17 protein-coding genes are annotated in these 23,294 nt (G+C 63.5%); 8 read left to right on the forward strand and 9 right to left on the reverse strand.

Annotated features, from left to right (window positions below; all coding sequences use genetic code 11):
- Nucleotides 1-37: 37 nt before the first annotated feature.
- The 3 genes from FIV09_RS09540 to FIV09_RS09550 all read right to left on the reverse strand — a co-directional run bounded on the left by FIV09_RS09540 (nt 38) and on the right by FIV09_RS09550 (nt 3,181).
- Nucleotides 38-1,441 carry a TRAP transporter large permease gene (locus FIV09_RS09540; RefSeq protein WP_152449722.1) on the reverse strand — a complete coding sequence of 468 codons (1,404 nt, stop codon included), beginning with the start codon at nt 1,439-1,441 and terminating at the stop codon, nt 38-40.
- 4 nt (nt 1,442-1,445) lie between these two features.
- The gene (locus FIV09_RS09545) at nt 1,446-2,075 is read right to left on the reverse strand and encodes a TRAP transporter small permease subunit (RefSeq protein ID WP_152449723.1); all 630 of its coding nucleotides are present in this window, start codon (nt 2,073-2,075) and stop codon (nt 1,446-1,448) included.
- A gap of 89 nt (nt 2,076-2,164) precedes the next feature.
- Nucleotides 2,165-3,181 (reverse strand): C4-dicarboxylate TRAP transporter substrate-binding protein, encoded by a 1,017-nt coding sequence (locus FIV09_RS09550; RefSeq protein ID WP_152449724.1) that lies wholly within the window; start codon nt 3,179-3,181, stop codon nt 2,165-2,167.
- A gap of 402 nt (nt 3,182-3,583) precedes the next feature.
- Here FIV09_RS09550 and acs point away from each other — a divergent pair, with 402 nt between their 5' ends.
- The 7 genes from acs (at nt 3,584) to FIV09_RS09585 (ending at nt 12,242) form a co-directional block, all read left to right on the forward strand.
- Nucleotides 3,584-5,545: an acetate--CoA ligase gene (gene acs / locus FIV09_RS09555; RefSeq protein WP_152449725.1), complete on the forward strand. Its 1,962-nt coding sequence runs from the start codon at nt 3,584-3,586 to the stop codon at nt 5,543-5,545.
- Nucleotides 5,546-5,550: 5 nt separating this feature from the next.
- On the forward strand, nt 5,551-6,237 hold the full coding sequence (locus FIV09_RS09560) for an adenylate kinase (RefSeq protein WP_152449726.1): 687 nt from the start codon (nt 5,551-5,553) through the stop codon (nt 6,235-6,237).
- Nucleotides 6,238-6,269: 32 nt separating this feature from the next.
- The gene (locus FIV09_RS09565; RefSeq protein ID WP_152449727.1) at nt 6,270-6,536 is read left to right on the forward strand and encodes a DUF4212 domain-containing protein; all 267 of its coding nucleotides are present in this window, start codon (nt 6,270-6,272) and stop codon (nt 6,534-6,536) included.
- Between the two features lie 4 nt (nt 6,537-6,540).
- Complete coding sequence (locus FIV09_RS09570) at nt 6,541-8,325, forward strand: sodium:solute symporter family protein (RefSeq protein WP_152449728.1); 1,785 nt, start codon at nt 6,541-6,543, stop codon at nt 8,323-8,325.
- A gap of 178 nt (nt 8,326-8,503) precedes the next feature.
- A complete protein-coding gene (locus FIV09_RS09575) occupies nt 8,504-10,327 on the forward strand; it encodes a DUF294 nucleotidyltransferase-like domain-containing protein (RefSeq protein ID WP_152449729.1) in 1,824 nt (607 codons plus the stop codon).
- A gap of 34 nt (nt 10,328-10,361) precedes the next feature.
- Entirely contained in the window at nt 10,362-10,862 is a 501-nt protein-coding gene (locus FIV09_RS09580) for a hypothetical protein (protein ID WP_152449730.1), read from the forward strand.
- Between the two features lie 3 nt (nt 10,863-10,865).
- Nucleotides 10,866-12,242, forward strand: a complete 1,377-nt coding sequence (locus tag FIV09_RS09585) for an exonuclease domain-containing protein (protein WP_152449731.1) — start codon at nt 10,866-10,868, stop codon at nt 12,240-12,242.
- A 76-nt stretch (nt 12,243-12,318) separates the two neighbouring features.
- On the opposite strand, the gene uvrA is transcribed toward FIV09_RS09585, so the two are convergent.
- From uvrA to FIV09_RS09615, 6 genes are all read right to left on the reverse strand, one after another.
- Entirely contained in the window at nt 12,319-15,183 is a 2,865-nt protein-coding gene (uvrA, locus tag FIV09_RS09590; RefSeq protein ID WP_152449732.1) for an excinuclease ABC subunit UvrA, read from the reverse strand.
- A 194-nt stretch (nt 15,184-15,377) separates the two neighbouring features.
- The gene (locus FIV09_RS09595) at nt 15,378-16,469 is read right to left on the reverse strand and encodes an ABC transporter ATP-binding protein (protein ID WP_152449733.1); all 1,092 of its coding nucleotides are present in this window, start codon (nt 16,467-16,469) and stop codon (nt 15,378-15,380) included.
- A 12-nt stretch (nt 16,470-16,481) separates the two neighbouring features.
- Nucleotides 16,482-18,140 carry an alpha-amylase family glycosyl hydrolase gene (locus FIV09_RS09600; RefSeq protein ID WP_152449734.1) on the reverse strand — a complete coding sequence of 553 codons (1,659 nt, stop codon included), beginning with the start codon at nt 18,138-18,140 and terminating at the stop codon, nt 16,482-16,484.
- A gap of 8 nt (nt 18,141-18,148) precedes the next feature.
- A complete protein-coding gene (locus FIV09_RS09605; protein ID WP_152449735.1) occupies nt 18,149-19,414 on the reverse strand; it encodes a carbohydrate ABC transporter permease in 1,266 nt (421 codons plus the stop codon).
- A 14-nt stretch (nt 19,415-19,428) separates the two neighbouring features.
- The gene (locus FIV09_RS09610) at nt 19,429-20,406 is read right to left on the reverse strand and encodes a carbohydrate ABC transporter permease (RefSeq protein ID WP_152449736.1); all 978 of its coding nucleotides are present in this window, start codon (nt 20,404-20,406) and stop codon (nt 19,429-19,431) included.
- 159 nt (nt 20,407-20,565) lie between these two features.
- A complete protein-coding gene (locus FIV09_RS09615; RefSeq protein ID WP_152449737.1) occupies nt 20,566-21,921 on the reverse strand; it encodes an ABC transporter substrate-binding protein in 1,356 nt (451 codons plus the stop codon).
- Between the two features lie 292 nt (nt 21,922-22,213).
- Between FIV09_RS09615 and FIV09_RS09620 the strand changes: the two genes are divergently transcribed.
- Nucleotides 22,214-23,239, forward strand: a complete 1,026-nt coding sequence (locus FIV09_RS09620) for a LacI family DNA-binding transcriptional regulator (RefSeq protein ID WP_152449738.1) — start codon at nt 22,214-22,216, stop codon at nt 23,237-23,239.
- Nucleotides 23,240-23,294: the final 55 nt, after the last annotated feature.

Genomic DNA, 23,294 nt, shown 5'->3' on the forward strand with positions numbered 1-23,294 from the left:
CCCGGCGTTTTTTTTGGCTCAAGCCTTCGGCGCGTCCCTAGCTTGCCAGCGATGGCAACCAGAGCACGATCGCCGGGAAGGCCACCAGCAGCGCGATGGTGATGCCGTCGGCGATGAAGAACGGCGTCACACCGCGGAATACGTCCTGCACCGACAGGTCGGGCCGCACGCCCGCCACCACGAAGCAATTGAGCCCGATGGGCGGTGTGATCAGGCAGAACTCGGCCATCTTCACCACAAGGATGCCGAACCAGACCGCGCACATCGGCCCCGACATGCCGAAGGTGCTGTCGGCGGCACTCACGAATTCGCCGCCATTCAGCGCCATGACCGCCGGGTAGACGACAGGCAGCGTCAGCAGCAGCATCCCGATGGCGTCCATGAACATGCCAAGCACCGCATAGGCCAGGAGGATGCAGACCAGGATCAGCATTGGCGAATATTCCAGCGCCGTGATCCAGTCGGAAAACGCGCTTGGCAGATCCGCAAAGCCCAGGAAGCGCACGTAGATCAGCACGCCCCAGATGATCGAGAAGATCATGATCGAAAGCTTCGCCGTCTCGACCAGCGCATCCTTCAGCTCCCTCCAGCGCATGCCGCGATAGACCGCCATCAGGAAGACGATGAAGGCGCCGATTGCGCCGCCCTCGGTGGGCGTGCCCCAGGCATCGCCGCCAAACGGGTTGTAGACGAAGCAGATGATGATCACGACCACGGCCACAATGGGCAGCGCGGGCGGCAGCGCCGAAAAGCGCTGGCGCCACGTGAACCCGGTCACGGGCGGGCCGAAATTCTTCAGCGTCAGCGCAAGCCCGATGATCAGGAGCGCATAGATTAGAGCCGAGAACATGCCCGGGATGAAGCCCGCGAGCAGCAGCTTGCCCACATCCTGCTCAACGATGATCGCGTAGATCACGAGGATCGCCGAGGGCGGGATCAGCGAGGCGAGCGTGCCGCCTGCCGCCACGACGCCCGCGGCAAAGCGCTTGTCATAGCCGACTTTCAGCATTTCCGGGATGGCGATGCGCGCAAAGACCGCCGCCGTGGCGACGGATGCGCCCGACACCGCCGCAAAGCCCGCCGTCGCGAAGACCGTTGAAACGGCCAGCCCGCCCGGCACCCAGGCGATCCAGCGCTTGGCCGCCTCGAAGAGCGCGCGCGTGAGGCCCGCGTAATAGGCCAGATAGCCGATCAGGATGAAGGTCGGGATAAGGCTCAGCGCCTGGCTTGCCACCTTGCCATGCGGCACCTGCCCTGCGGTCTTCACCGCGACGGTCAGCGCCCAGGTGAACTCGTCCGCGGCAAAATCCTTCTTCTCCCAGAAAATCCAGATGAGGCCGATGACCCCGGCCAAGGCTGCCGCGAAAGCGACGCGCATGCCGAGTACGACCATGACAAGAAGGCCACCCGTGACCCAGAGACCGATATCGATAGGATCCATGGCGTCAGTCCCTCTGGCTCAGCATTTCGGCTTCTTCGGCGGCGATCTCAGCGGCGGACTGGATCAGCGGCACGGCGACGGGATTGGCCGTGCCCGACAGGATCGCGCGGCCGTATCCCCATAATTGCAGGACAAGCCGCACCGACATGACCGAGAAGGCCACCGGCACGACAAGTTTCGCAGGCCAGATCGGCAGCCCGATATCGATGGAGCTGTCCCGGCTCCACATCGGCGCGCTGAAATCGAACGACCGGTCGAAATGCGCCCAGGTGCCCCAGACGAGGGCCAGCATCAAAAGCAGGATGCCGAAGGTCGTGATGAACTCGGCGATCCACAACAGCCGTCCGCGCAACTGCCCAATCACGATGTCCATGCGGATATGCCCGCCCACGCGCTGCACGTAGGAGATGCCGAGGATGGCGATCAACGGCATGAAGGCCTCGATCCAGTCGACATAGCCCGGCAAGGGCTCGTTGAAGCCGTTCCGCCCGGTCACCGACACCACCGCGAGAACCATCAACCCGAAGGCAAAAATCCCCGAGATCAGGGCGAAAAGCCATTCGAGCTTTGCAAGTTTGCGGTCGAGACGGCTCAGCAGGCTGTCATCTTCGAGAACCTTGGCACTTCCGGCCATGGCCTGTCCTCCCCGTGATCTGTCCTGTCGTGACAAGACGAAACCGGCGGCGCGCGAGGGCGCCGCCGGACGTCATGCGGTCATTGCGCTCAGTTGGAGGCGCGTTGCTCCTCGAGCGTGGTCATGACCAGGTCGAAGAGTTCCTGACCGGGCATGCCCTGCGCGTTCATTTCCTCGATCCAGGCCTGCTGGATCGGACCACCGGCGACTTCCTCGAACTTGGCAAGCTCGTCTTCGGAAATCTGCACCGCGGTCACGCCCTTCTCTTCCAGAACGGCATTCCAGCGGTCCAGAAGTTCGCCGTAATTGGCCAGGTAATGATCGATGGCCTCGGGCACGGAGCTGTCGAAGATCTCGCGCTCCTCGTCCGACAGGCTCTCATAGGCATCGATATTGACCACGACGGGGCAGTTAACGGTGCCCGGGTTGAGGTTCGCGGTCCACCAATCGGCCTGGTTGATCGTGCCGAACGACAGGTGCGCGTGCTGGGCGAAGGCCACGGTGTCGACGACACCCGATTCCATCGCCTGGTATGCCTCGGACGAGGTCACAGAGGTCGGAACGCCGCCCACGGCCGCGAAGGCTTCGCCCAGACCGCCGGTTGCGCGCACGCGCATACCGTCGAACTCCGCAAGCTCGTCGCGCGCCTCGCCCGTGCCCACGAGGTTGTATTGCGGCATCGGCGAGGTCATCACCATTTTGGCATTCCACTGCGCCATCTCTTCGGCCACGGCGGGATGATCGTAGACGGCATGGCTGACCGCGACTTCCTCATCGAGGTTGGAGACGCCGAGGAACGGCAATTCCAGCACGGTGATCGCGCGGTTCTTGTCGGGGTGATAGCCTGCGCAGAACTGCGCCATCTCGAAGGCGCCGATGGAGATGCCGTCGAGGTTCTCGCGGTTGTTGGACAGACCGCCATAGGAAATGTTCATCGTGAAGCCGCCATCGGACTTCTGCTCCACGAGCTCGGCCAGCTTGTGGATGTGCTCGGTGAAGGCACGGCGCTTGCCCCAGACGGAGACGTTCCATTCGGTGGCTGCGGCTTCGGTTGCGAAGCTGAGCGCGAGCGCGGATGCGGTCAGTTTGACCGTGAGTGATGTCATTGGTTCTTCTCCCTTGATCGGGCGTTTGGCACGCCGCTGTGCGCGCAGGGTAATGCGATCGAAGCCGGACGCAAGGGAAAGACGGGCGGTTTGCGGCAATCCGGGCCCGGAGGCCCCCTTGGTCGGGCATGCGCCGGCTAACCACAGGCGGGGGCGGAGGCGTCTTTACGCTACGGCAGCGCTAACACCGCATGAAAACGGACGCTTAGAGTAGCATGGTGAAGCATATTTACAGATAATGCATATTCTGGAAAATCATTTCACAAAAAAACGGCTTGAAAACTGTAGGTTATTTATCCGTTTTCAATGCTGCGCTATGCTCCGTGACAAATATCACGACCACTTGACCGGATTCGTCACATACAGAAACCTGCAAATGGTCAGATCAGGAGGAGTGAGAACATGAGCCATCACGACCCGCATGAGACGTTTGCGCCGAGCGCGGAGACGGTATCGCGCGCGCATGTGGATGCGGCGCGCTACGAGGAGATGTATGCCCGCTCGATTTCCGATCCGGAGGGGTTCTGGGCCGAGCAGGGTCAGCGCATCGACTGGATGCGCGCGCCCACGAAGATCAAGGACGTGAACTTCGACTACGGCAATGTCTCGATCAAGTGGTACGAGGATGGCCAGCTCAACGTCGCGGCGAATTGCATCGACCGCCATCTCGAGACCCGCGGCGATCAGACTGCGATCATCTGGGAGCCCGATGACCCGCAGGAGGGCGCGCAGCACATCACCTATCGCGACCTCGCGACCAATGTCTCCAAGATGGCCAACATCCTGAAGGACCAGGGCGTGGCCAAAGGTGACCGCGTGGTGATCTACCTGCCGATGATCCCCGAGGCGGCCTATGCCATGCTCGCCTGCGCGCGGATCGGCGCAATCCATTCCATCGTCTTCGCGGGCTTTTCCCCCGATGCGCTGGCGCAGCGCGTGAACGGCTCGGACGCCAAATGCGTCATCACCGCCGACGAGGCCCCGCGCGGCGGGCGCAAGACCGCGCTCAAGGCCAATGCGGACAAGGCGCTGGCGCAATGCGACGCGTCCGTCAAATGCCTTGTCGTGCGCCGCACCGGCGGCGACGTTGCCTGGGACGCGGCCCGCGACGTGGATGTGACAGCCGCCATGGCGGAGGCTTCCGCTGAATGCGCGCCCGAACCCATGGACGCCGAAGATCCCCTTTTCATCCTGTATACGAGCGGCTCGACCGGCCAGCCCAAGGGGGTTGTGCACTCAAGTGGTGGATATTTGGTTTACGCCGCCCTGACCCATGAGGTCACCTTCGATTACCATGAAGGCGACATCTATTGGTGCACCGCAGATGTTGGGTGGGTCACCGGGCACTCCTACATCATCTATGGCCCGCTCGCCAATGGCGCCACCACGCTGATGTTCGAGGGCGTGCCCACCTACCCCGATGCCAGCCGCTTCTGGCAGGTCTGCGAGAAGCACAAGGTCACCCAATTCTACACCGCACCCACGGCGATTCGCGCATTGATGGGCCAGGGCAACGATTTCGTAACGAAATGCGATCTATCCTCGCTGCGACTCCTCGGAACGGTGGGCGAACCGATCAACCCCGAGGCCTGGACCTGGTATAACGATCTGGTCGGTGGCGGGCGCTGCCCGATCGTCGATACCTGGTGGCAGACGGAAACCGGCGGGCACCTGATGACCCCCCTGCCCGGCGCGCATGCAACCAAACCCGGCGCGGCGATGAAGCCGTTCTTCGGGATCAAACCGGTCGTTCTAGAGGCCGAAAGCGGAAAGGAGATCGAGGGCAACCCCGCCGAGGGCGTGCTGGCCATCGCCGATAGCTGGCCCGGCCAGATGCGCACCGTCTGGGGCGATCACGAGCGGTTCGAGAACACCTATTTCCAGCAATACAAAGGCTATTACTTCTCGGGCGATGGCTGCCGCCGGGACGAGGACGGCGATTACTGGATCACCGGCCGGGTCGATGACGTGATCAACGTCTCGGGCCACCGGATGGGCACGGCCGAGGTGGAATCGGCGCTGGTCAGCCACGATTCCGTCGCCGAGGCCGCAGTGGTCGGCTATCCCCATGACGTGAAGGGCCAGGGCATCTATTGCTACGTGACCCTGATGTCTGGCCAGGAGCCCTCGGACGAGCTGCGCAAGGAGCTGCGCAACTGGGTCCGCCAGGAAATCGGCCCCATCGCCTCGCCCGATCTCATCCAATGGGCGCCGGGCCTGCCCAAGACCCGCTCCGGCAAGATCATGCGCCGCATCCTGCGCAAGATCGCCGAAAACGACTACGGCGCCCTGGGCGACACCTCCACCCTCGCCGAGCCAGAGGTCGTCGACGACCTCATCGAAAATCGCATGAACCGCGGGTGATGGTCATGGATGGTACACGCAATCCCGCGAAAGCCCCGGTTCTGATCCTTCTCGGCCCTCCGGGGGCCGGGAAAGGCACCCAGGCGCGCAAGCTCGAGGCCGAATACGGCCTCGTCCAACTCTCGACCGGCGACATGCTGCGGGCCGCCGTCAAGGCAGGCACCGACGCCGGGAAAGCGGCCAAGGCGAAGATGGAGGCAGGCGCGCTCGTCTCGGACGAGACCGTCACGCAGATCCTCGCCGACCGGCTGGCCGAGCCTGACACCGCGAACGGCGTCATCCTCGACGGCTTTCCGCGGACCACAGCACAGGCCGAGACGCTCGATCACATCCTCGCCGCGCGCGGCCAGCAGATCGACGCGGCCATCAGCCTCGAGGTCGACGACGCCGAAATGGTGACCCGCGTGTCGGGCCGCTTCACCTGCGCGTCCTGCGGCGAGGGCTATCACGACCAATACAAGAAACCCGCAAAAGCAGAGACCTGCGACAAGTGTGGCGGCACCGAGATGACCCGCCGCGCCGATGACAACGCGGAGACGGTGGCGAGCAGGCTCGAGGCGTATCACGCCCAGACCGCGCCGCTCATCGCCTATTACGAGGAAAAAAACGCGCTCCATCGCATTCCGGCGATGGGCGCCATCGACGACATCGCCCGCGATCTCGCGGACGTGGTCCAAAGCGTGCGCGGCTGAGCCCGCGCCCAAACAAGGAGGAGACCCGCATCATGGCGGACAAGATACCCACCGACGGCGCGGCCTACTGGAAGGCCAACGTGCGTCTCATTCTCATCAGCCTGGTCATATGGGCCGCCGTCAGCTTCGGCTTCGGCATCCTGCTGCGCCCGGCCCTCTCGGGCATTTCCGTGGGCGGCACCGATTTGGGCTTCTGGTTCGCGCAGCAAGGCTCGATCCTAGTCTTTCTCGGCCTGATCTTCTTCTACGCCTGGCGCATGAACAAGCTCGACCGTCAATTCGGCGTGGACGAGGAGTAACGTCATGGATCAGACAACGATCAATATCATCTTCGTGGGCCTCAGCTTCGCGCTCTATATCGGCATCGCCATCTGGGCGCGCGCGGGCTCGACCTCGGACTTCTACGCCGCCGGTCGCGGCGTGCATCCCGTCACCAACGGCATGGCCACGGCGGCGGACTGGATGTCTGCAGCTTCCTTCATCTCGATGGCGGGCCTCATCGCCTTCACGGGCTACGACAACTCGACCTACCTGATGGGTTGGACCGGCGGTTACGTGCTGCTTGCCCTGCTGCTCGCGCCTTACCTGCGCAAGTTCGGCAAATACACGGTGTCGGAATTCATCGGCGACCGCTTCTACAGCCCGACCGCGCGTCTTGTCGCGGTGATCTGCCTGATCGTCGCCTCGGTGACCTACGTGATCGGCCAGATGACCGGTGTGGGCGTGGCCTTCGGTCGCTTCCTCGAGGTGAGCAACACCACCGGCCTTCTGATCGGCGCCGTCGTCGTCTTCGCTTACGCGGTGTTCGGCGGCATGAAGGGTGTGACCTACACGCAGGTCGCGCAGTATTGCGTGCTGATCATGGCCTACACGATCCCGGCCATCTTCATCTCGCTGCAGCTCACCGGCAACCCGATCCCGGCGCTGGGTCTCTTCGGCGAGCACCAGGCCTCGGGCCTGCCGCTCCTGGAGCGTCTCGACCAGATCGTGACCGAACTCGGCTTCTCCGAGTACACGGCGCATAACGGCGATACGTTCAACATGCTGCTCTTCACGCTGTCGCTGATGATCGGCACGGCGGGTCTGCCGCACGTCATCATGCGCTTCTTTACCGTGCCGCGCGTGGCCGACGCCCGTTGGTCGGCCGGTTGGGCGCTGGTCTTCATCGCGCTTCTCTACCTCACCGCGCCTGCGGTCGGTGCGATGGCACGCCTCAACATCACCGAGCTGTTCTGGCCCGAGGGCACGGACGGTCAGGCGGTCGCGGTCGAGCAGATTGCGGAAGATCCCGCCTATGACTGGATGGCCACCTGGCAGCAGACCGGCCTTCTGGGCTGGGAAGACAAGAACGGCGACGGACGCATCCAGTTCTACAATGACGGCGATGCAGCCATGCAGGAGCGCGCAGCGGCCGAGGGATGGGAAGGCAACGAGCTGACCAACTTCAACCGCGACATCCTCGTGCTTGCGAACCCCGAGATTGCCAATCTGCCCGGCTGGGTGATCGGCCTCGTGGCAGCAGGCGGCCTAGCGGCGGCCCTGTCGACGGCGGCGGGCCTTCTGCTCGCGATCTCCTCGGCGGTCTCTCATGACCTCGTGAAGGGTCGCTTCGCTCCGAACATCTCGGAGAAGGGCGAGCTTCTGAGCGCCCGGATCGCGATGGCAGTGTCGATCGTGGTCGCCACCTATCTGGGTCTGAACCCGCCGGGCTTTGCGGCGCAGACCGTGGCGCTGGCCTTCGGCCTTGCGGCAGCCTCGATCTTCCCGGCGCTGATGATGGGCATCTTCTCCACGAAGATTAACAACCGCGGTGCGGTGGCGGGCATGCTCGCCGGTCTCATCGTGACGCTCATCTACATCTTCCTGCACAAGGGCTGGTTCTTCATCCCCGACACCAACAGCTTCACCGATGCAGATCCCCTGCTCGGCACGATCAAGTCGACCTCGTTCGGCGCTGTGGGTGCGATGGTGAACTTCATCGTGGCCTACGTGGTCTCGTCGATGACCAAGCCCGTTCCGGAAGAGATCCGCGAGCTGGTGGAAAGCGTCCGCGTCCCGCGCGGTGCGGGCACGGCGCAGGATCACTGATCGCGCGCTCTGACACATACGAGCCCGGGCCAGCGATGGCCCGGGCTTTTTTGTACCCAAATTTTTGGACCCAATTTTTCTGCGCGGTTTTTTTGAGCCGCAGGCTTTTGCCCGCCCACCATGCCCACTAGCCTCGCACGGGCGACAATGAGGATGCCCCTCCGATGACTGAACGCCCATGACCGAACCCATCGTGGATTTCCTGGACCGGCTGCAGCCCTATTCGGACCTCACACCCGAGGATCGGGCCGAATTGGCCGCGACCATGCGGGTTGCCCAATACGCGGCAGGCGATCAGGTCTACAGCTTCGGCGATCGGCTCGACGGGCTCTACATCGTGCGCGCCGGCGATATCGAGGTGCGCGACGAACATGGCGAGACGGTCTCGCTTCTCGGTCCACGCAACACCTTCGGCGAACGGGGCCTTGAGCGCGACGGACGCGCGGCGACCTCGGCTTACGCGCGCTCCGCGACGGAGCTTCTGGTCCTGCCTGCCGCCTCCTTCCGCCTCGCCTGCGATGATCATCCCGCACTTGCCCGTTTTTTCGACCGCTCCGCAGCCGCCCGACCGACCCGCGCGCCCTTGTCGGATCTGGCCACGAGCCAGGTTGCGCAGTTCATGGCGCGCGATCCCCTGACCGTGCCCCCAAAGACCACCGCGACGGAGGCCGCGCGGCGCATGCGGGACGCGCGCGTCTCCTGTCTGTGCGTGGTCGATGCGGACCGGTTGGTGGGCATCGTGACGATCCGCGATCTCTCCGCACGGATCGTGGCGGAATCCGCCGCGCCCGATACCCCCGTCTCCGCGATCATGACCGCGGATCCCCGCACCCTGCCGCCCGAAGCGCTCGGATCGGACGTGCTGCACATGATGCTCGAGCAGCGGATCGGCCATGTGCCCATCGTCTCCGCGCAGGGCCTTGTGGGCATCGTCACTCAGACAGATCTCACGCGCTTTCAGGCGATGTCCTCGGCCGAGCTGGTCGCGGGCATTGCCCATGCGAAAAGTGCGGCGGACATGGCCGAGACCACCGCGCGCATCCCCCGCCTTCTGAGCCAGCTCGTGGCCGGGCATCACCCCCACGAGGTCACGACGCGGCTCATTACCGATATCGCCGATGCCGTGACGCGCCGCCTTCTGCGCCTCGCCGAACGCGATCTCGGCCCGCCGCCCGTGCCCTATCTCTGGCTCGCCTGCGGATCGCAGGGACGGCAGGAGCAGACGGGCGTCAGCGATCAGGACAATTGCCTGATCCTCTCCGACGAGATGCGGCCCGAACACGATTCCTATTTCGAGGCGCTCGCGCGCTATGTCTCGGACGGGCTCAATACCTGCGGTTACGTCTATTGCCCGGGCGACATGATGGCGACCAATCCCCGCTGGCGGCAGCCGCTGGCAACCTGGCGGCGTTACTTCAAGGGCTGGATCGACAAGCCGGTGCCCGAGGCGCAGATGCTGGCCTCGGTGATGTTCGATTTGCGCCCCATCGGCGGAGACACGGCACTTTTCGACGGGCTGCAGGAAGAGACGCTGGCCCAGGCCGCGAAGAACTCGATCTTCGTATCGCACATGATTTCGAACGCGCTGAAGCATCAGCCGCCGCTGGGCCTCATCCGCGGCTTTGCCACGATCCGAAAGGGCGAGAACAAGGACCGGCTCGACCTCAAGCATTCGGGCGTGGTGCCGGTCACGGATCTGGCCCGCGTCTATGCCCTGCGCGGAGAGCTGCGGCCCGTGAACACACGCGCCCGGATCGTGGCCGCGCGGGAGGCGAAATTTCTGAGCAAGAGCGGCGGGCAGGATCTGCTCGATGCCTATGACCTGATCGCGGAAACCCGGCTCGAACACCAATGCCGCCTGATCCGTGAAGGCAAGGCGCCCGACAATTTCCTGCCGCCCTCGAAGCTGTCCGATTTCGACCGTGCGCATCTGCGCGATGCCTTCGTCGTGGTGAAGGGATTGCAATCGGCGCTTGGCCACGGGCGCGGGATGTTGTCATAAAAAGCATCGGGGGGAACGGGATGGGAGGAAAGCCATGTTTCTGGAACTGATCGCGGTCATTGTCGCGGGCCTTGCCGGTGCGGGCGGCATGCTGCTGCTGACAAAGCTCGCCCGCGGGCGATTGCCGCGCTGGCTGGTGCCGGTGGCGGCGGGCTGCGCGATGCTGGCCGCGGCGATTTCCTCGGAATATGGCTGGTACGGCCGCACGTCGGAGGCCCTGCCCGAGGGCCTCGTGGTTGCGGACCGGATCGACCGGCCAAGCTGGTATCGCCCCTGGACCTACCTCGTGCCGATGACGCAGCGCTTCGTCGCGGTCGATATCGACAACCTGCAACAGAACACCGAACAGGCCTCCGTCTTCCTGGCCGATCTCTATTTCTTCGGACGCTGGCGCGCGGTGCAATCGGTTGAAATCATGGTCGATTGCGCGGCGGGCCTGCGCGCCGATCCCACCTTCGGCGATGGCAGCGCGCCGGTCTGGCGCGAGGTCGGCGCGAGCGATCCCATCGTCTCATCGATCTGCGCGCGGGTCTGAGCCATGGGCACGTTGCGCGGTCGCATCCTCCTGCTCTTCGCGGTGGTGCTGGCCACGTCGCTGGCCGCCGCAGCGCTCGCTCTGCGCATTGCGCTGAGCGAAGGCAGCATTGCCGCCTTCGCCGCCATGGGGTTTCTGCTGCTGGCGATCCTGACCGCGGCCTGGTTCGTGCTGGATCAGGCGGTGGCACAACCGGTGGACCGGCTGGCCGCGGCTCTGCGCGTGCATGCCCACAATTCCGACGCGCCCGCCCTCGATCCGCGCCTTGCGGGGCATCTCGGCGATCTGGGCGATGCCGCCGAAACCGTGACCCGCGCCTTGACGGATGCCCGGCGCCGCACGGCCGAGGTCATCGCGCATGAGACCCGCGCCCTGACCACAGAACGCCAGCGGCTCACCGATATCCTGACCGAAATTCCCGTGGCCACCATCCTGGCCAGCGACAGCCACACGATCGCGCTCTATGACGGTCAGGCTGCCGAGGTCTTGGCCCAGATCGGCACGCCGCGCCTGAACGCGCCGCTTTCGGATTATTTCACCGAAGAGTGCCTTGCGCGAGCGCAGCGCAAACTGGGCAAGACCGGCCTCGGGATCGAGACGAAACTGGACGGCATCCGCGGCGCGCTCAGCTTCAGCGCGCGGATCAAACCCATGGATCAGGGCGGTTACCTGATCCTGATCGATGCGGCGGATGCCATCATTGCGCCCGACGCCAACCGCCCGCTCATCTACGATTTCGCGCTGCTGACGGATCGTCCCGCAGGCGCGATCGAAGATCAGCCCCTCGCGGATCTGACCTATTGCGTCTTCGATCTGGAGACGACGGGCCTCCTGCCCCATCGCGATGCGGTGCTCCAGATCGGCGCGCTGCGTGTGATGCGCGGGCAGATCGTGGAGGGCGAGCGCTTCGATCTCCTCGTCGATCCCGGACGTCCCATTCCGCCCGCATCGAGCCGCGTGCATCACATCACCGACAGCATGGTGCGCGGCAAGCCGACCATCACCGACGCCGCGCCGCGCTTTCACGACTTTGCCCGCGAGACCGTGCTTGTCGCGCATAACGCGCCCTTCGATCTCGCGTTTCTGAAAGCGCGCCGGACCGAGACGGGCCTCGACTGGTCACATCCCGTCATCGACACAGTGCTGGTCTCCGCCATTTTGTTCGGCACGACCGAAAAGCACACGCTTGATGCGCTCTGCGACCGTCTGGGCATCACCATCGCCCCCGAGCTGCGCCACACCGCCTTGGGAGATGCGCGGGCCACGGCAGACGCGCTCTGCCGGATGCTGCCCATGCTTGCAGGGCGCGGGATCGAGACGTTCGGCGATTACCTCGCCGAAGCGCGGCGCCACGGGCGGCTGATCGCCGACATGAACTGACCGCCGACCGGACGGCGATACACTGCTGCGGGCGTTCTTTCGCTTCAGGGGCGCGCCGGACGCGCCCCCCAAAACGCTATTCCGCCGCCAGTTTGCGCGGCTTCAGCATGTCCTTGAGGTAATGGCCGGTATGGCTTTCGGCCACCTCTGCCACGGCTTCCGGCGTGCCGGTCGCCACGATCAGACCACCGCCATCGCCGCCTTCCGGGCCGATATCGATGATATGATCGGCAGTCTTGATGACATCGAGATTGTGCTCGATCACGATGACCGTGTTGCCCGCATCGACCAGCGAGTGCAGCACCTCGAGTAGCTTCTTCACATCCTCGAAATGCAGGCCGGTCGTGGGCTCATCGAGGATATAGAGCGTCCGCCCGGTGGAGCGTTTCGCCAGTTCCTTCGAGAGCTTAACGCGCTGCGCCTCGCCGCCCGACAGGGTCGTCGCCTGCTGACCGACCTTGATATAGCCGAGGCCAACCTTCACCAACGCATCCATCTTTTCGCGGATGGACGGCACGGCGGCGAAGAACTCCTGCGCATCTTCCACTGTCATATCAAGGACATCGGCGATGCTCTTGCCCTTGAACTTGATCTCCAACGTCTCGCGGTTGTAGCGCGCACCGTTGCAGGTTTCGCAGGTGACGTAGACATCCGGCAGGAAGTGCATCTCGATCTTGATGACGCCATCGCCCTGACAGGCCTCGCAGCGGCCGCCCTTCACGTTGAAGCTGAAGCGCCCCGGCTTGTAACCGCGCGCCTTGGCTTCTGGCAGCCCCGCGAACCAGTCGCGGATCGGGGTAAAGGCCCCGGTATAGGTGGCCGGGTTCGAGCGCGGCGTCCGCCCGATGGGGCGCTGATCGATGTCGATGACCTTGTCGAGGTGGTGCAGGCCCTTGATCGTCTCGCAGGGTGCCGGTGTCTGCCGCGCACCGTTGAGCTGCATCGAGGCGGATTTGAACAGCGTCTCGATGGTCAGCGTCGACTTGCCGCCGCCCGAAACACCGGTCACGCAGACGAATTTACCAAGCGGGAAATCCGCCGTCACGTTTTTAAGATTGTTGCCTGAGGCTTTGACAACGCTCAGTTTTTTCTTGTTCCCCTTGCGCCGGGTCGTGGGCACCGGGATCTCGCGCGTCCCTGCAAGATATTGCCCAGTGACCGAGCCTTCATCGGCCGCGATCTGGCTGGGCGTGCCGTGGCTGACCACCTCACCGCCATGCACACCGGCCCCCGGACCGATATCGAAGACGTAATCCGCCTCGCGGATCGCATCCTCGTCGTGTTCGACCACGATCACGGTATTGCCCTGATCGCGCAGGTTTTTCAGCGTCCCGAGCAGCCGGTCATTGTCGCGCTGATGCAGACCGATGGACGGCTCGTCGAGAACGTAAAGCACCCCGGTCAGCCCCGAGCCGATCTGGCTCGCCAGACGAATACGCTGGCTTTCCCCGCCCGAAAGCGTGCCCGCCGCCCGGCTGAGCGTCAGGTATTCCAGACCCACATTGTTCAGAAAGCCCAGCCGCTCGCGGATTTCCTTTAGGATGGCGCGGGCGATCTCCGTCTTCTGTTTGGACAGACTTTCCGGAGCGTTTTCAATCCATTGGAACGCATCCTTGATGCTCTTCTCGACGACTTCGCCGATATGCTGACCGCCGATTTTCACTGCCAGCGCTTCCTCGCGCAGGCGGTAGCCGCCGCAGGTCCCGCAGGAGCGGTTGTTCTGGTAACGCTCGAATTCCTCACGGATCCAGCTTGAATCTGTCTCGCGGTAGCGCCGTTCCATGTTCGGAATGACGCCCTCGAAGGTGCGGGTGACGTTGTAGACGCGTCCGCCTTCGTCGTAACGGAACGGAATTTCCTCCTCGCCCGAGCCGAACAGGAAGACCTGCTTCACATGGGCCGGAAGGTCCTTCCACTTGGTTGAAGCATCGAATTCATAATGCTTCGCAATCGCTTGAATCGTCTGCAGAAAGTACGGGGACTTGCCCTTGCGCCAGGGCGCGATGGCCCCGTCATACAAGGTCAGGTTCTGGTCCGGCACCATCAGGCGTTCGTCGAAGAACAGCTCCACCCCCAGACCGTCGCAATCTGGGCAGGCCCCGAAGGGCGCGTTGAACGAAAAGAGCCGCGGCTCGATTTCCGGGATGGTGAAACCCGAGACGGGACAGGCGAAATTCTCGGAAAAGGTGATCCGCTCCGGCTCAGCCTCTTCCTCGCGCGGCGCGGTCTCCAGCACCGCGATGCCATTGGCGAGATCGAGCGCCGTGCGGAAACTGTCCGCAAGCCGGGTCTCCAGCCCCTCGCGCACGACGATCCGGTCTACGACGACGTCGATATCGTGCCGGAATTTCTTGTCGAGCGTCGGCGGCTCATCGAGCTCGTAGAAGGTGCCGTCGACCTTCACGCGCTGGAAGCCCTGCTTGCGCAGTTCCAGGAATTCCTTGCGGTATTCGCCTTTGCGGTCGCGCACGATCGGCGCCAGAAGATAGCCGCGTGTGCCCTCCTCCATCTCCATCACGCGGTCGACCATGTCCTGAACCTGCTGCGCCTCGATGGGCAGACCGGTGGCGGGGCTGTAGGGTGTGCCCGCGCGGGCAAACAGAAGGCGCAGGTAGTCGTAAATCTCCGTCACGGTGCCCACGGTCGAGCGCGGATTCTTCGACGTCGTCTTCTGCTCGATGGAGATCGCCGGAGACAGCCCCGAGATGTGATCCACATCGGGTTTTTCCATCATATCAAGGAATTGCCGCGCGTAAGCCGACAGGCTTTCGACGTAGCGGCGCTGCCCTTCAGCATAGATCGTATCGAATGCCAGCGACGACTTGCCCGACCCGGACAGCCCCGTGATGACGACGAGCTGATCGCGCGGGATATCGACATCGATCCCCTTGAGATTGTGCTCGCGCGCGCCGCGCACTTCGATGTGTTTGAGCTCGGCCATGAAACCCCCGTTCACACTTGGCTCACACATAGGGGGCCATGGCGGTTTCGCCAATGGCAAAATCAGAACAGAGGCAGAACATGCGGAAGACGGCCGCAATATCGCGCCGGGGCTGCCTTTACGTCAGTCATCGGGGCGCGCGATCGCGCCTGAGGGACCGATCACGCCACGACTTCGGCGGATCTCGCGGGCCCTTATCGGTAGAGCAACGACACCCCGTCGCTGAACAGGTGCACCTTTTCGGGCGCAGCCCCCAGCTTCACGGTCTTGCCGCGCAGATCCGCGTGGATGCCCGGCAGCTTGCCGATGACCGGATCGCTGCTGTCCGCCTCGAAATAGAGAAGCGTGACCTCTCCAAGCGCTTCGGTGATGTTGACCTTGCCTTCGTAGATGTACTCCGCGCCGTCATCGACCTCGAGGAAATCTTCGGGCCGGACCCCGACATTCACCTTCAGGCCCTTGTCGGACGCCTCGGTCGGCACCGACGACCGCGCGATCCCGCCGCCCGCCATCTTGACGACCGTAGTCGCCCCCGTCTCGATCACCTCGCCCGGCAGCAGGTTCATCGACGGAGAGCCGATGAATTGCGCGACGAACTCACCGTTCGGGCGTTCGTACAATTCCAGCGGCGTGCCCACCTGCGCGATGCCCTTGTTGGCCAGCACGACGATCCGGGTGGCCAGCGTCATGGCTTCGACCTGGTCGTGGGTGACGTAGATCATCGTCGAGTCAGGCATGGACTCCTTGAGCTGCGCGATCTCGATCCGGGTCGCCACGCGCAGCGCCGCATCGAGGTTCGAGAGCGGCTCATCGAAGAGATAGACCTTGGGATCGCGCACGATCGATCGCCCGATCGCCACACGCTGCCGCTGACCCCCCGAAAGCGCTTTGGGAAGGCGGTCGAGATAGGGTTCGAGCTGCAGGATCTTGGCCGCCTTGTTGACCGCCGCGTCGATCTCGGACTGGCTTTTCTTGGCGATCTTCAACGCGAAGGTCATGTTGTCGCGCACGGTCATGTGCGGATAAAGCGCGTAGGACTGGAAGACCATGGCGATGCCGCGCTGTGCGGGCGGCACATCGTTCACGCGTTGCCCGTCGATCTCAAGCGTGCCGCCGGTGATCTTCTCAAGCCCCGCGATCATGCGCAGCAGCGTGGACTTGCCGCAGCCCGAGGGGCCGACGAAGACGATCAATTCGCCCTTCTTGATATCGAGATCGATGTCGCGCAGCACCTGCACCGCGCCGCCATATGTCTTCTCGACATTGGTCAGTTTCAGATCCGCCATGTCGTCCCTCCCTTATTCCTTTGCATCCGCGCGCATCATCAGCGCGGGCTGCCACGGTCCCAGATGCAGACGCCCGTCAGGGGCCGCACCGGCGCTCCCGAGCTCGATCCCGATCTGCAGCCACTCACCCTCGGGCATGTCGGTCACGCTGGGCGTGTTGCTGAGATTGAAGGCGCAGAAGATGGTCTCCTCCGCACCGGATCGTTGAAATTTGATGATGCTGCCATCCGCCTCGACCCGGCTTTGCGTGCCCTTGCGGAGCGCATCATGGGCGTGGCGGAACGCAATGACCCGGCGGTAGTGATGCAGGATCGCCGAGGGGTCCTGTTCCTGCACCGCCACCGCGCGGTTGAGGTGATCGTGGCTGACCGGCAGCCACGGCCGTCCGGACGAGAAGCCGCCATTCTGGTTCGACGGCTCCCAGACCATGGGCGTGCGGCAGCCATCGCGCCCCTTGAAGGCGGGCCAGAAGCGCTTGCCATAGGGGTCTTGCAGGTCTTCGAAAGCGACATCCGCCTCGGGCAGGCCCAGCTCCTCGCCCTGATAGAGGCAAGTCGATCCGCGCAGGCACTGCATCAGCGTGGCAAAGCAGCGTTCCCCGGCCTCGGTCAGTTTCCAGCGCGAGGCATGGCGCGGCACGTCGTGGTTGGAAAACGCCCAGCAGGCCCAGCCATTCGCAGCCACCGCTTCGACCTTCTCGAAGACCTCCGCGATATAAGGCGCGGTCGGCATCTTGTCGGACAGAAGCTCGAAGGCGTAGCTCATGTGGATGAGGTCGCTGCCCCCGGTATATTCGCCGAGAATCTCGAGCCCGCGCTGATCGTCACCCACCTCGCCCACGGCGGCGGCGTTGTACTTGTTCATCAACGCCCGCAGCTTGCGCAGAAACTCCAGGTTCTCGGGCTGCGTCTTGTCGTAGAGGTGGTTCTGCCAGGTATATGGGTTCACGGCGGGTGCTGTGATCGGGTTGCGCTCCGCCTCGGGCAGCGGCGGGTTGTCCCTGAGCTGCTTGTCGTGGACGTAGAAATTGATCGTATCGAGGCGGAAGCCATCGACGCCGCGATCCAGCCAGAAGGTCGCCACATCCATCAGCGCGCTTTGCACTTCCGGCTCGTGGAAGTTCAGATCCGGCTGCTCGGTCAGGAAGTTGTGCAGGTAATACTGGCAGCGGGTCGGATCCCATTGCCAGGCCGAGCCACCGAAGATCGAGAGCCAGTTGTTGGGCGGCGTGCCGTCCGGTTTGGCGTCCGCCCAGACATACCAATTGGCCTTCGGATTGTCCTTGGACGACCGGCTTTCCACGAACCACGGATGATCCATCGAGGTATGCGAGAGCACCAGATCGATCAGCACCTTCACGCCCAGCCGGTGTGCCTGCGCGATCAGCGTGTCGAAATCCGCCAGCGTGCCGAACATCGGATCGACATCGCAATAATCCGACACGTCATAGCCGAAATCCCGCATGGGCGAGGTGAAGAACGGCGAAATCCAGACCGCATCGACCCCCAGCGAGGCGATATGCGGCATGCGCTGCGCGATGCCCAGAAGATCGCCGATGCCGTCGCCATTGCTGTCCTGAAAGCTGCGCGGGTAGACCTGATAGATCACCGCACCGCGCCACCAATCAGTGTCGGCTTTCGACGCGTTCGAGAAATCCGCCGTTGTGTTCATGGAACCTCTTATTTCACCGAGCCGGCCAGCAGGCCGCGCACCAGGTATTTCTGCATTGCGAAGAAGACGATGAGCGGCACCGCGATGGAGATGAAGGCGGCCGCGGCCAGAATGCCCCAGTCGCCGCCGCGCGAACCCAAGAGGTCGTCGGCGATCTTGACGGTCATCACCCAGGATTCCGAATTGGACGGCAGGAAGACCTTCGCCACCAGCAGGTCATTCCAGGTCCAGAGGAACTGGAAGATCGCGAAGGACGCCAGCGCCGGAAAGGACAGGGGCAGCACGATCTTGGTGAAGACCTGGAAATCCGTGGCCCCGTCGACCTTGGCGCTTTCGATGATGTCGCGCGGCAAGCCCACCATGTAATTACGCAAAAGGTAGATGGCGAGCGGCAGGCCGAAGCCCGTATGCGCGAGCCAAATTCCGAGGAAGCTCTGCCCGATGCCGATCTTGTTGTGCAGCTGCAAAAGCGGGACCAGCGCAAGTTGCAAGGGCACGACCAGCAGGCCCACGACCATCGCGATCAGAAAGCCCCTGCCCCGGAAATCCATCCAGGCCAGCGCATAGGCTGCGAAGGCCGCGATCAGAATGGGGATGATCGTCGCCGGGATCGTCACCGTCAGCGTATTGATGAAGGCGCGGTCCATGTTGTCCGAGGTCAGGATCTGCTCGTAATTGTCGAGCCCGAAATCGGGCGGCGCGGCGGCGACGATATAGACCGTCGGCGCGCGGCCGATCTCGCCGTCCTGCATCCAGGTGAAATCGCCATTGGCCGCCACCGTGACGGCGCGGTCGATGTAGAAATCCTGAACCGGGCGGCCCTCCTCGTCGGTCTCGGGCAGCTCGGGCTGGCCATCGGCGGGCCATGCCGTCTCGAAATTTTCCTCGTCGGTGCCGCCATCGGGCTCCGTCACGATCAGCTTCAGCCGACCATAGGTCTGCCCGGGCGTGCCCGCCCCCGGCGCGCGCCCGGTGATGCCGAAGCCCGACACATCGCCCGATCCCGACACCTCGTCCGAAGCCGAGAAAAGGTTGCCAGAGAACATGTAGAGATCGCCGTCCTGCGTCACGCCCTCGGGTTCGGGCGAGACGCGATAGGCCACCTCGACGGGGAACATCGACGCCCACCACCCGGTCTCCGAGATCTGCTCGCGGTCCCGAAAGCTCGAAACCAGAAGCCCGATCGTCGGGATCAGCCAGATGAGCACGAGGGCCACCACCGAGATGTTGGTGACAATCGAGAGTGAGGTCTTCTGACCGGCCATATTCTCCATGATCTCGCCCTCCCTCAGCTCATTTCTTTGCGTGCTTGGCGGATGTTCCAGATCATCACCGGCAGGACGATGATCATGATGACGAAGGCCACGGCGGTCGCGCGGCCGTCATCGCGGAACATGTAATCCATCATGTAGCTTGGCAGGATCTCGGTATCGAAATTGCCGCCCGTCATGGCGTAGACGATATCGAAGACCTTCAGGACGAGGATCGTGATCGTGGTCCAGACGACGACGATGGTGCCCATGATCTGCGGCACCTTGATCTTGAAGAAAATCTGGAACGGGTTGGCGCCGTCGATGATCGCCGCTTCGATGGTCTCTTCGGGGATGCCGCGGAGCGCCGCCGACAGGATCACCATGGCGAAACCGGTCTGAATCCAGACCAGGATGACCATCAGGAAGAAGTTGTTCCAGAACGGGATCTGCAGCGGGTCGATGGCATCCGCACCGAAGAAGTCGCGCACCGCGTTGATGATCCCGATATCGGGATCGTTGGCGTAGACAAATTTCCAGATCAACGACGCGCCCACGAAGGAGATCGCCATCGGCATGAAGATCAGCGACTTGGCGATATTTCCCCATTTCAGCTTGTCGGTGAGCTGCGCCACCAGAAGGCCGAGGAAGGTTGCGGCGGCCGGCACGAAGATCGCCCAGAGGATGTTGTTGAAGACCGCCGTGCGGAAGCCCTCTTCGCCGAACATGGTGACGTAATTGCCAAGGCCGATGAACTCCTCGCCGGAGCGGTTGTAGAGCGACCGCCAGAACGAGCCCACAACCGGGTAGACGAGGTAGAGCCCCAGCGCGAACATCGCGGGAAAGAGGAACAGCCACGGACGAACCATCGTGGCGCGGTTGATGTTGCGGCCATTGTCGTCGTTGCGCGCGGGGAAGATGACCTTGTCCAGAACCCAGTTCGAGGCAAAGAAATAGCCTACACAGCCGCCGACGCCGACGATGATGGTGATCAGACCCTGCAGGATCGGAGACATGGTGGTTCCTCCCTTGGTTGCCGATCCGCGCCCTCGGGGACGCTCTGTCGGCGCGGCCGCGCCCGGATCAGGCCGGGCGGCCCGTTGCGACGCCGGATCGCGGCATCGACATGTGCGCCTGCCCCGGCCGACCGGGACAGGCACGTGTTCTCGAGGTCGTTACTGGATCGAGTCCCAGCGCGACTGGATGTCGGCCGCCACCTCTTCAGCGGGCGTGCCGGTGACGTAATCGACCATGCCCGACCAGAAGGCGCCCGCGCCGATCTCCGACGGCATCAGGTCCGACGCGTCGAAGCGGAACGTGGTCGCGTCGCGCAGAATCTCGCCCTGAGCGCGCAGGCTGTCATCCGCATAGGTGTCGAGGTTGACGCCCGCATGCGCGGTCAGGAAGCCGCCCTGCGCCATCCACAGCTCATGCGCGATGGGCTGCTTGAGGAACTCGATCATGGCATTGGTGGCATCCGACGGGTTGGTGATCCCGAACAGCGTGCCTGCACCCAGAACCGGCGTGCCAAGATCCTTCTCCTCGTAGGCGGGGAAGTAGAAGAAATCCACGTCTTCGCCGACCGTGGTGCCTTCGGGGAAGAAGGCCGGGATGAACGAGGCCTGGCGGTGCATGTAGCATTCCGCCGGAATCGTGAAGAGGCCTGCCGGGCTGTCGCGGAAATCGGTGGTGGCCACGTTCTCCGCACCGCCCTGAACGTAATCGTCATTCAGTGCGAAGGCGCCGAATTCCTCGATCGCGGCGACCACCTTCGGATCGTCGAAGGCAAGCTCATTGGCGACCCAGGCGTCGTAATCCTCGGGCGATTGGGTGCGCAGCATCATGTCCTCGACCCAATCGGTCGCGGGCCAGCCTGTCGCCGCACCGGAGCCCAGACCGATGCACCAGGGCGTGCCGCCATCGTCCACGATCTGATCGGTGAGCTCCTTCAGCTCTTCCATCGTCTCGGGGATCTCGTAGCCCATCTCGTCGAAGGCGATGGGGTTGTACCAGACGAGCGATTTCACATCGACGCGGTAGAACATGCCGTAAAGCGCGTCTTCGCCGTCCTCGCCCGCATAAGTGCCCAGATCGACCCAGGACTGACCGGCGGCGTAATTGTCAGCGACCCACTCGGCCGTGCCATCGGGCAGCGGCGTCAGCAGACCCTGGCTGGCCAGATCGGCGGCAAGGCCCGGCTGCGGGAAGACCGCAAGGTTCGGGGCCGATCCCGCGCGGGTCGAGATGACGATATCCTGCTCGAAGCTGTCCGAGCCCGAATAGTTCACGGTCGCGCCGGTGGCTTCCTCGAAATAATCGAAGACCTTGTCGACCTTCTCTTTCTCGTTGCCGGTCCAGGGGCCGGTGATCTCGACGGTGGCGCCGCTCAGATCGTATTGATCGGCAAAGCTGTTGTAGCCGTCCCAGGAAAAATCGCCCTCACCGGGGGTGAAGGGCAGATGGCCCGCCGCGTGGGCGGCACCGGCGGTCAGGGCCAGCGCGGCCGCGCTTGCGTAAAGCGAAGTCTTCATAATCATAATCCTCCCTTGGATCATGTGAGCAATCTCTGTGGTCACAGCGCAAGTAGTTTCTTTTCCAAAGCGCTTTGAATGAGCGCACGCTCGCCCACCCGACCGGCTGTGTCAATTGATTCTGCCCAACCAAGTCTCAACAAAACATGATCAAAATTGCTGCACCGCAGCTAGAACCTTTTTTCCCGAAGCCCTTCCCAGAGCCGCCAAGTTGCGTCTAGTCTGCGAGAAATCCAAAGCGCTTTGGACGCTATGGTGACCCGGATATCCGTCTATGGTGCAGTTTGGCCGCATGAACCTCAAAGAACTCTCGGAACATCTCAAACTGTCGCAGACCACCGTCAGCCGCGCGCTGAACGGCTATCCGGAGGTGCGTGAGACGACCCGCCGCCGCGTTCTCGATGCAGCGCGCGAATTCAATTACAGCCCCAATGCCCGCGCGAAGGGACTGGCGACGGGGCGGGCCATGTCCATCGGCCACGTGATTCCCGTCTCCGCCAAGCACGAGATTCTCAACCCGCTTTTCGGCGATTTCATCACCGGCGCGTCCGAAGCCTATGTCGCGGCGGGTTACGAGTTGGTGCTGACACTGGTGCCAGATGACGAGGAAGCCGCGCATTACCGCAACATCCGCGCCCGCGGAAACGTGGACGGCATCATCCTGCATGGCCCGCAGGTGAATGATGCAAGGATCGGCCTTCTGAACGAGATCGGCGTGCCCTACCTCGTGCATGGCCGGGTCTGGGGCCGCGACGAGGATTACGCCTTCGTCGATATCGACAATGAAGACGCCTTCTTCCGCGCCACGGAGCATCTGATCGCCCTCGGGCATACGCGGATCGCCCTGATCAACGCCGTGGAGACGATGGATTTCGCCTATCGCCGCCGCCGCGGCTACGAAGCCGCCCTGCGCGCCGCGGGCATCGGGATTGATCGCGCGCTGATCGAGGTAGGCGGGATGACCGAAAGCCTCGGGCTGCGCACCGCCTCCGAGATGCTCGACCGGCCGAACGCGCCCACGGCGTTTCTCTGCTCGTCCATCGTGATCGCGCTCGGCATCGAACGCGCGATCTTCCGGCGCGGCCTTGTCATGGGCAAGGACGTGTCGGTCGTGACCCATGACGACGTGCTGAGCTACCTGCCCAATGGCAGCACTGCCCCGCTCTTTACCGCGACGCGCTCCTCGATCCGGGATGCGGGACGCAGATGCGCACAGGAATTGATGGATATGGTCGCCGCACGGGCGCAGCAGCGCCCGCAGATCATGCTGGATGCGGATCTGATCCTCGGTCGGTCCTCCGGGCGGGCACCTGGCTGAAGACGCCAGCTAAGGGCCTTGCTCCCTTGATTGCGCAAACAAAGGCCCGTACCAC

The organism is Roseivivax sp. THAF197b (assembly GCF_009363255.1).
Taxonomy (GTDB): Bacteria; Pseudomonadota; Alphaproteobacteria; order Rhodobacterales; family Rhodobacteraceae; genus Roseivivax.

Excerpts from the sequence above, each read along its gene's own strand:
- FIV09_RS09540 (WP_152449722.1), bottom strand. The coding sequence starts at position 1,441 with ATGGATCCTATCGATATCGGTCTCTGGGTCACGGGTGGCCTTCTTGTC.
- FIV09_RS09545 (WP_152449723.1), bottom strand. The coding sequence starts at position 2,075 with ATGGCCGGAAGTGCCAAGGTTCTCGAAGATGACAGCCTGCTGAGCCGT.
- FIV09_RS09550 (WP_152449724.1), bottom strand. The coding sequence starts at position 3,181 with ATGACATCACTCACGGTCAAACTGACCGCATCCGCGCTCGCGCTCAGC.
- acs (WP_152449725.1), top strand. The coding sequence starts at position 3,584 with ATGAGCCATCACGACCCGCATGAGACGTTTGCGCCGAGCGCGGAGACG.
- FIV09_RS09560 (WP_152449726.1), top strand. The coding sequence starts at position 5,551 with ATGGATGGTACACGCAATCCCGCGAAAGCCCCGGTTCTGATCCTTCTC.
- FIV09_RS09565 (WP_152449727.1), top strand. The coding sequence starts at position 6,270 with ATGGCGGACAAGATACCCACCGACGGCGCGGCCTACTGGAAGGCCAAC.
- FIV09_RS09570 (WP_152449728.1), top strand. The coding sequence starts at position 6,541 with ATGGATCAGACAACGATCAATATCATCTTCGTGGGCCTCAGCTTCGCG.
- FIV09_RS09575 (WP_152449729.1), top strand. The coding sequence starts at position 8,504 with ATGACCGAACCCATCGTGGATTTCCTGGACCGGCTGCAGCCCTATTCG.
- FIV09_RS09580 (WP_152449730.1), top strand. The coding sequence starts at position 10,362 with ATGTTTCTGGAACTGATCGCGGTCATTGTCGCGGGCCTTGCCGGTGCG.
- FIV09_RS09585 (WP_152449731.1), top strand. The coding sequence starts at position 10,866 with ATGGGCACGTTGCGCGGTCGCATCCTCCTGCTCTTCGCGGTGGTGCTG.
- uvrA (WP_152449732.1), bottom strand. The coding sequence starts at position 15,183 with ATGGCCGAGCTCAAACACATCGAAGTGCGCGGCGCGCGCGAGCACAAT.
- FIV09_RS09595 (WP_152449733.1), bottom strand. The coding sequence starts at position 16,469 with ATGGCGGATCTGAAACTGACCAATGTCGAGAAGACATATGGCGGCGCG.
- FIV09_RS09600 (WP_152449734.1), bottom strand. The coding sequence starts at position 18,140 with ATGAACACAACGGCGGATTTCTCGAACGCGTCGAAAGCCGACACTGAT.
- FIV09_RS09605 (WP_152449735.1), bottom strand. The coding sequence starts at position 19,414 with ATGGAGAATATGGCCGGTCAGAAGACCTCACTCTCGATTGTCACCAAC.
- FIV09_RS09610 (WP_152449736.1), bottom strand. The coding sequence starts at position 20,406 with ATGTCTCCGATCCTGCAGGGTCTGATCACCATCATCGTCGGCGTCGGC.
- FIV09_RS09615 (WP_152449737.1), bottom strand. The coding sequence starts at position 21,921 with ATGAAGACTTCGCTTTACGCAAGCGCGGCCGCGCTGGCCCTGACCGCC.
- FIV09_RS09620 (WP_152449738.1), top strand. The coding sequence starts at position 22,214 with ATGAACCTCAAAGAACTCTCGGAACATCTCAAACTGTCGCAGACCACC.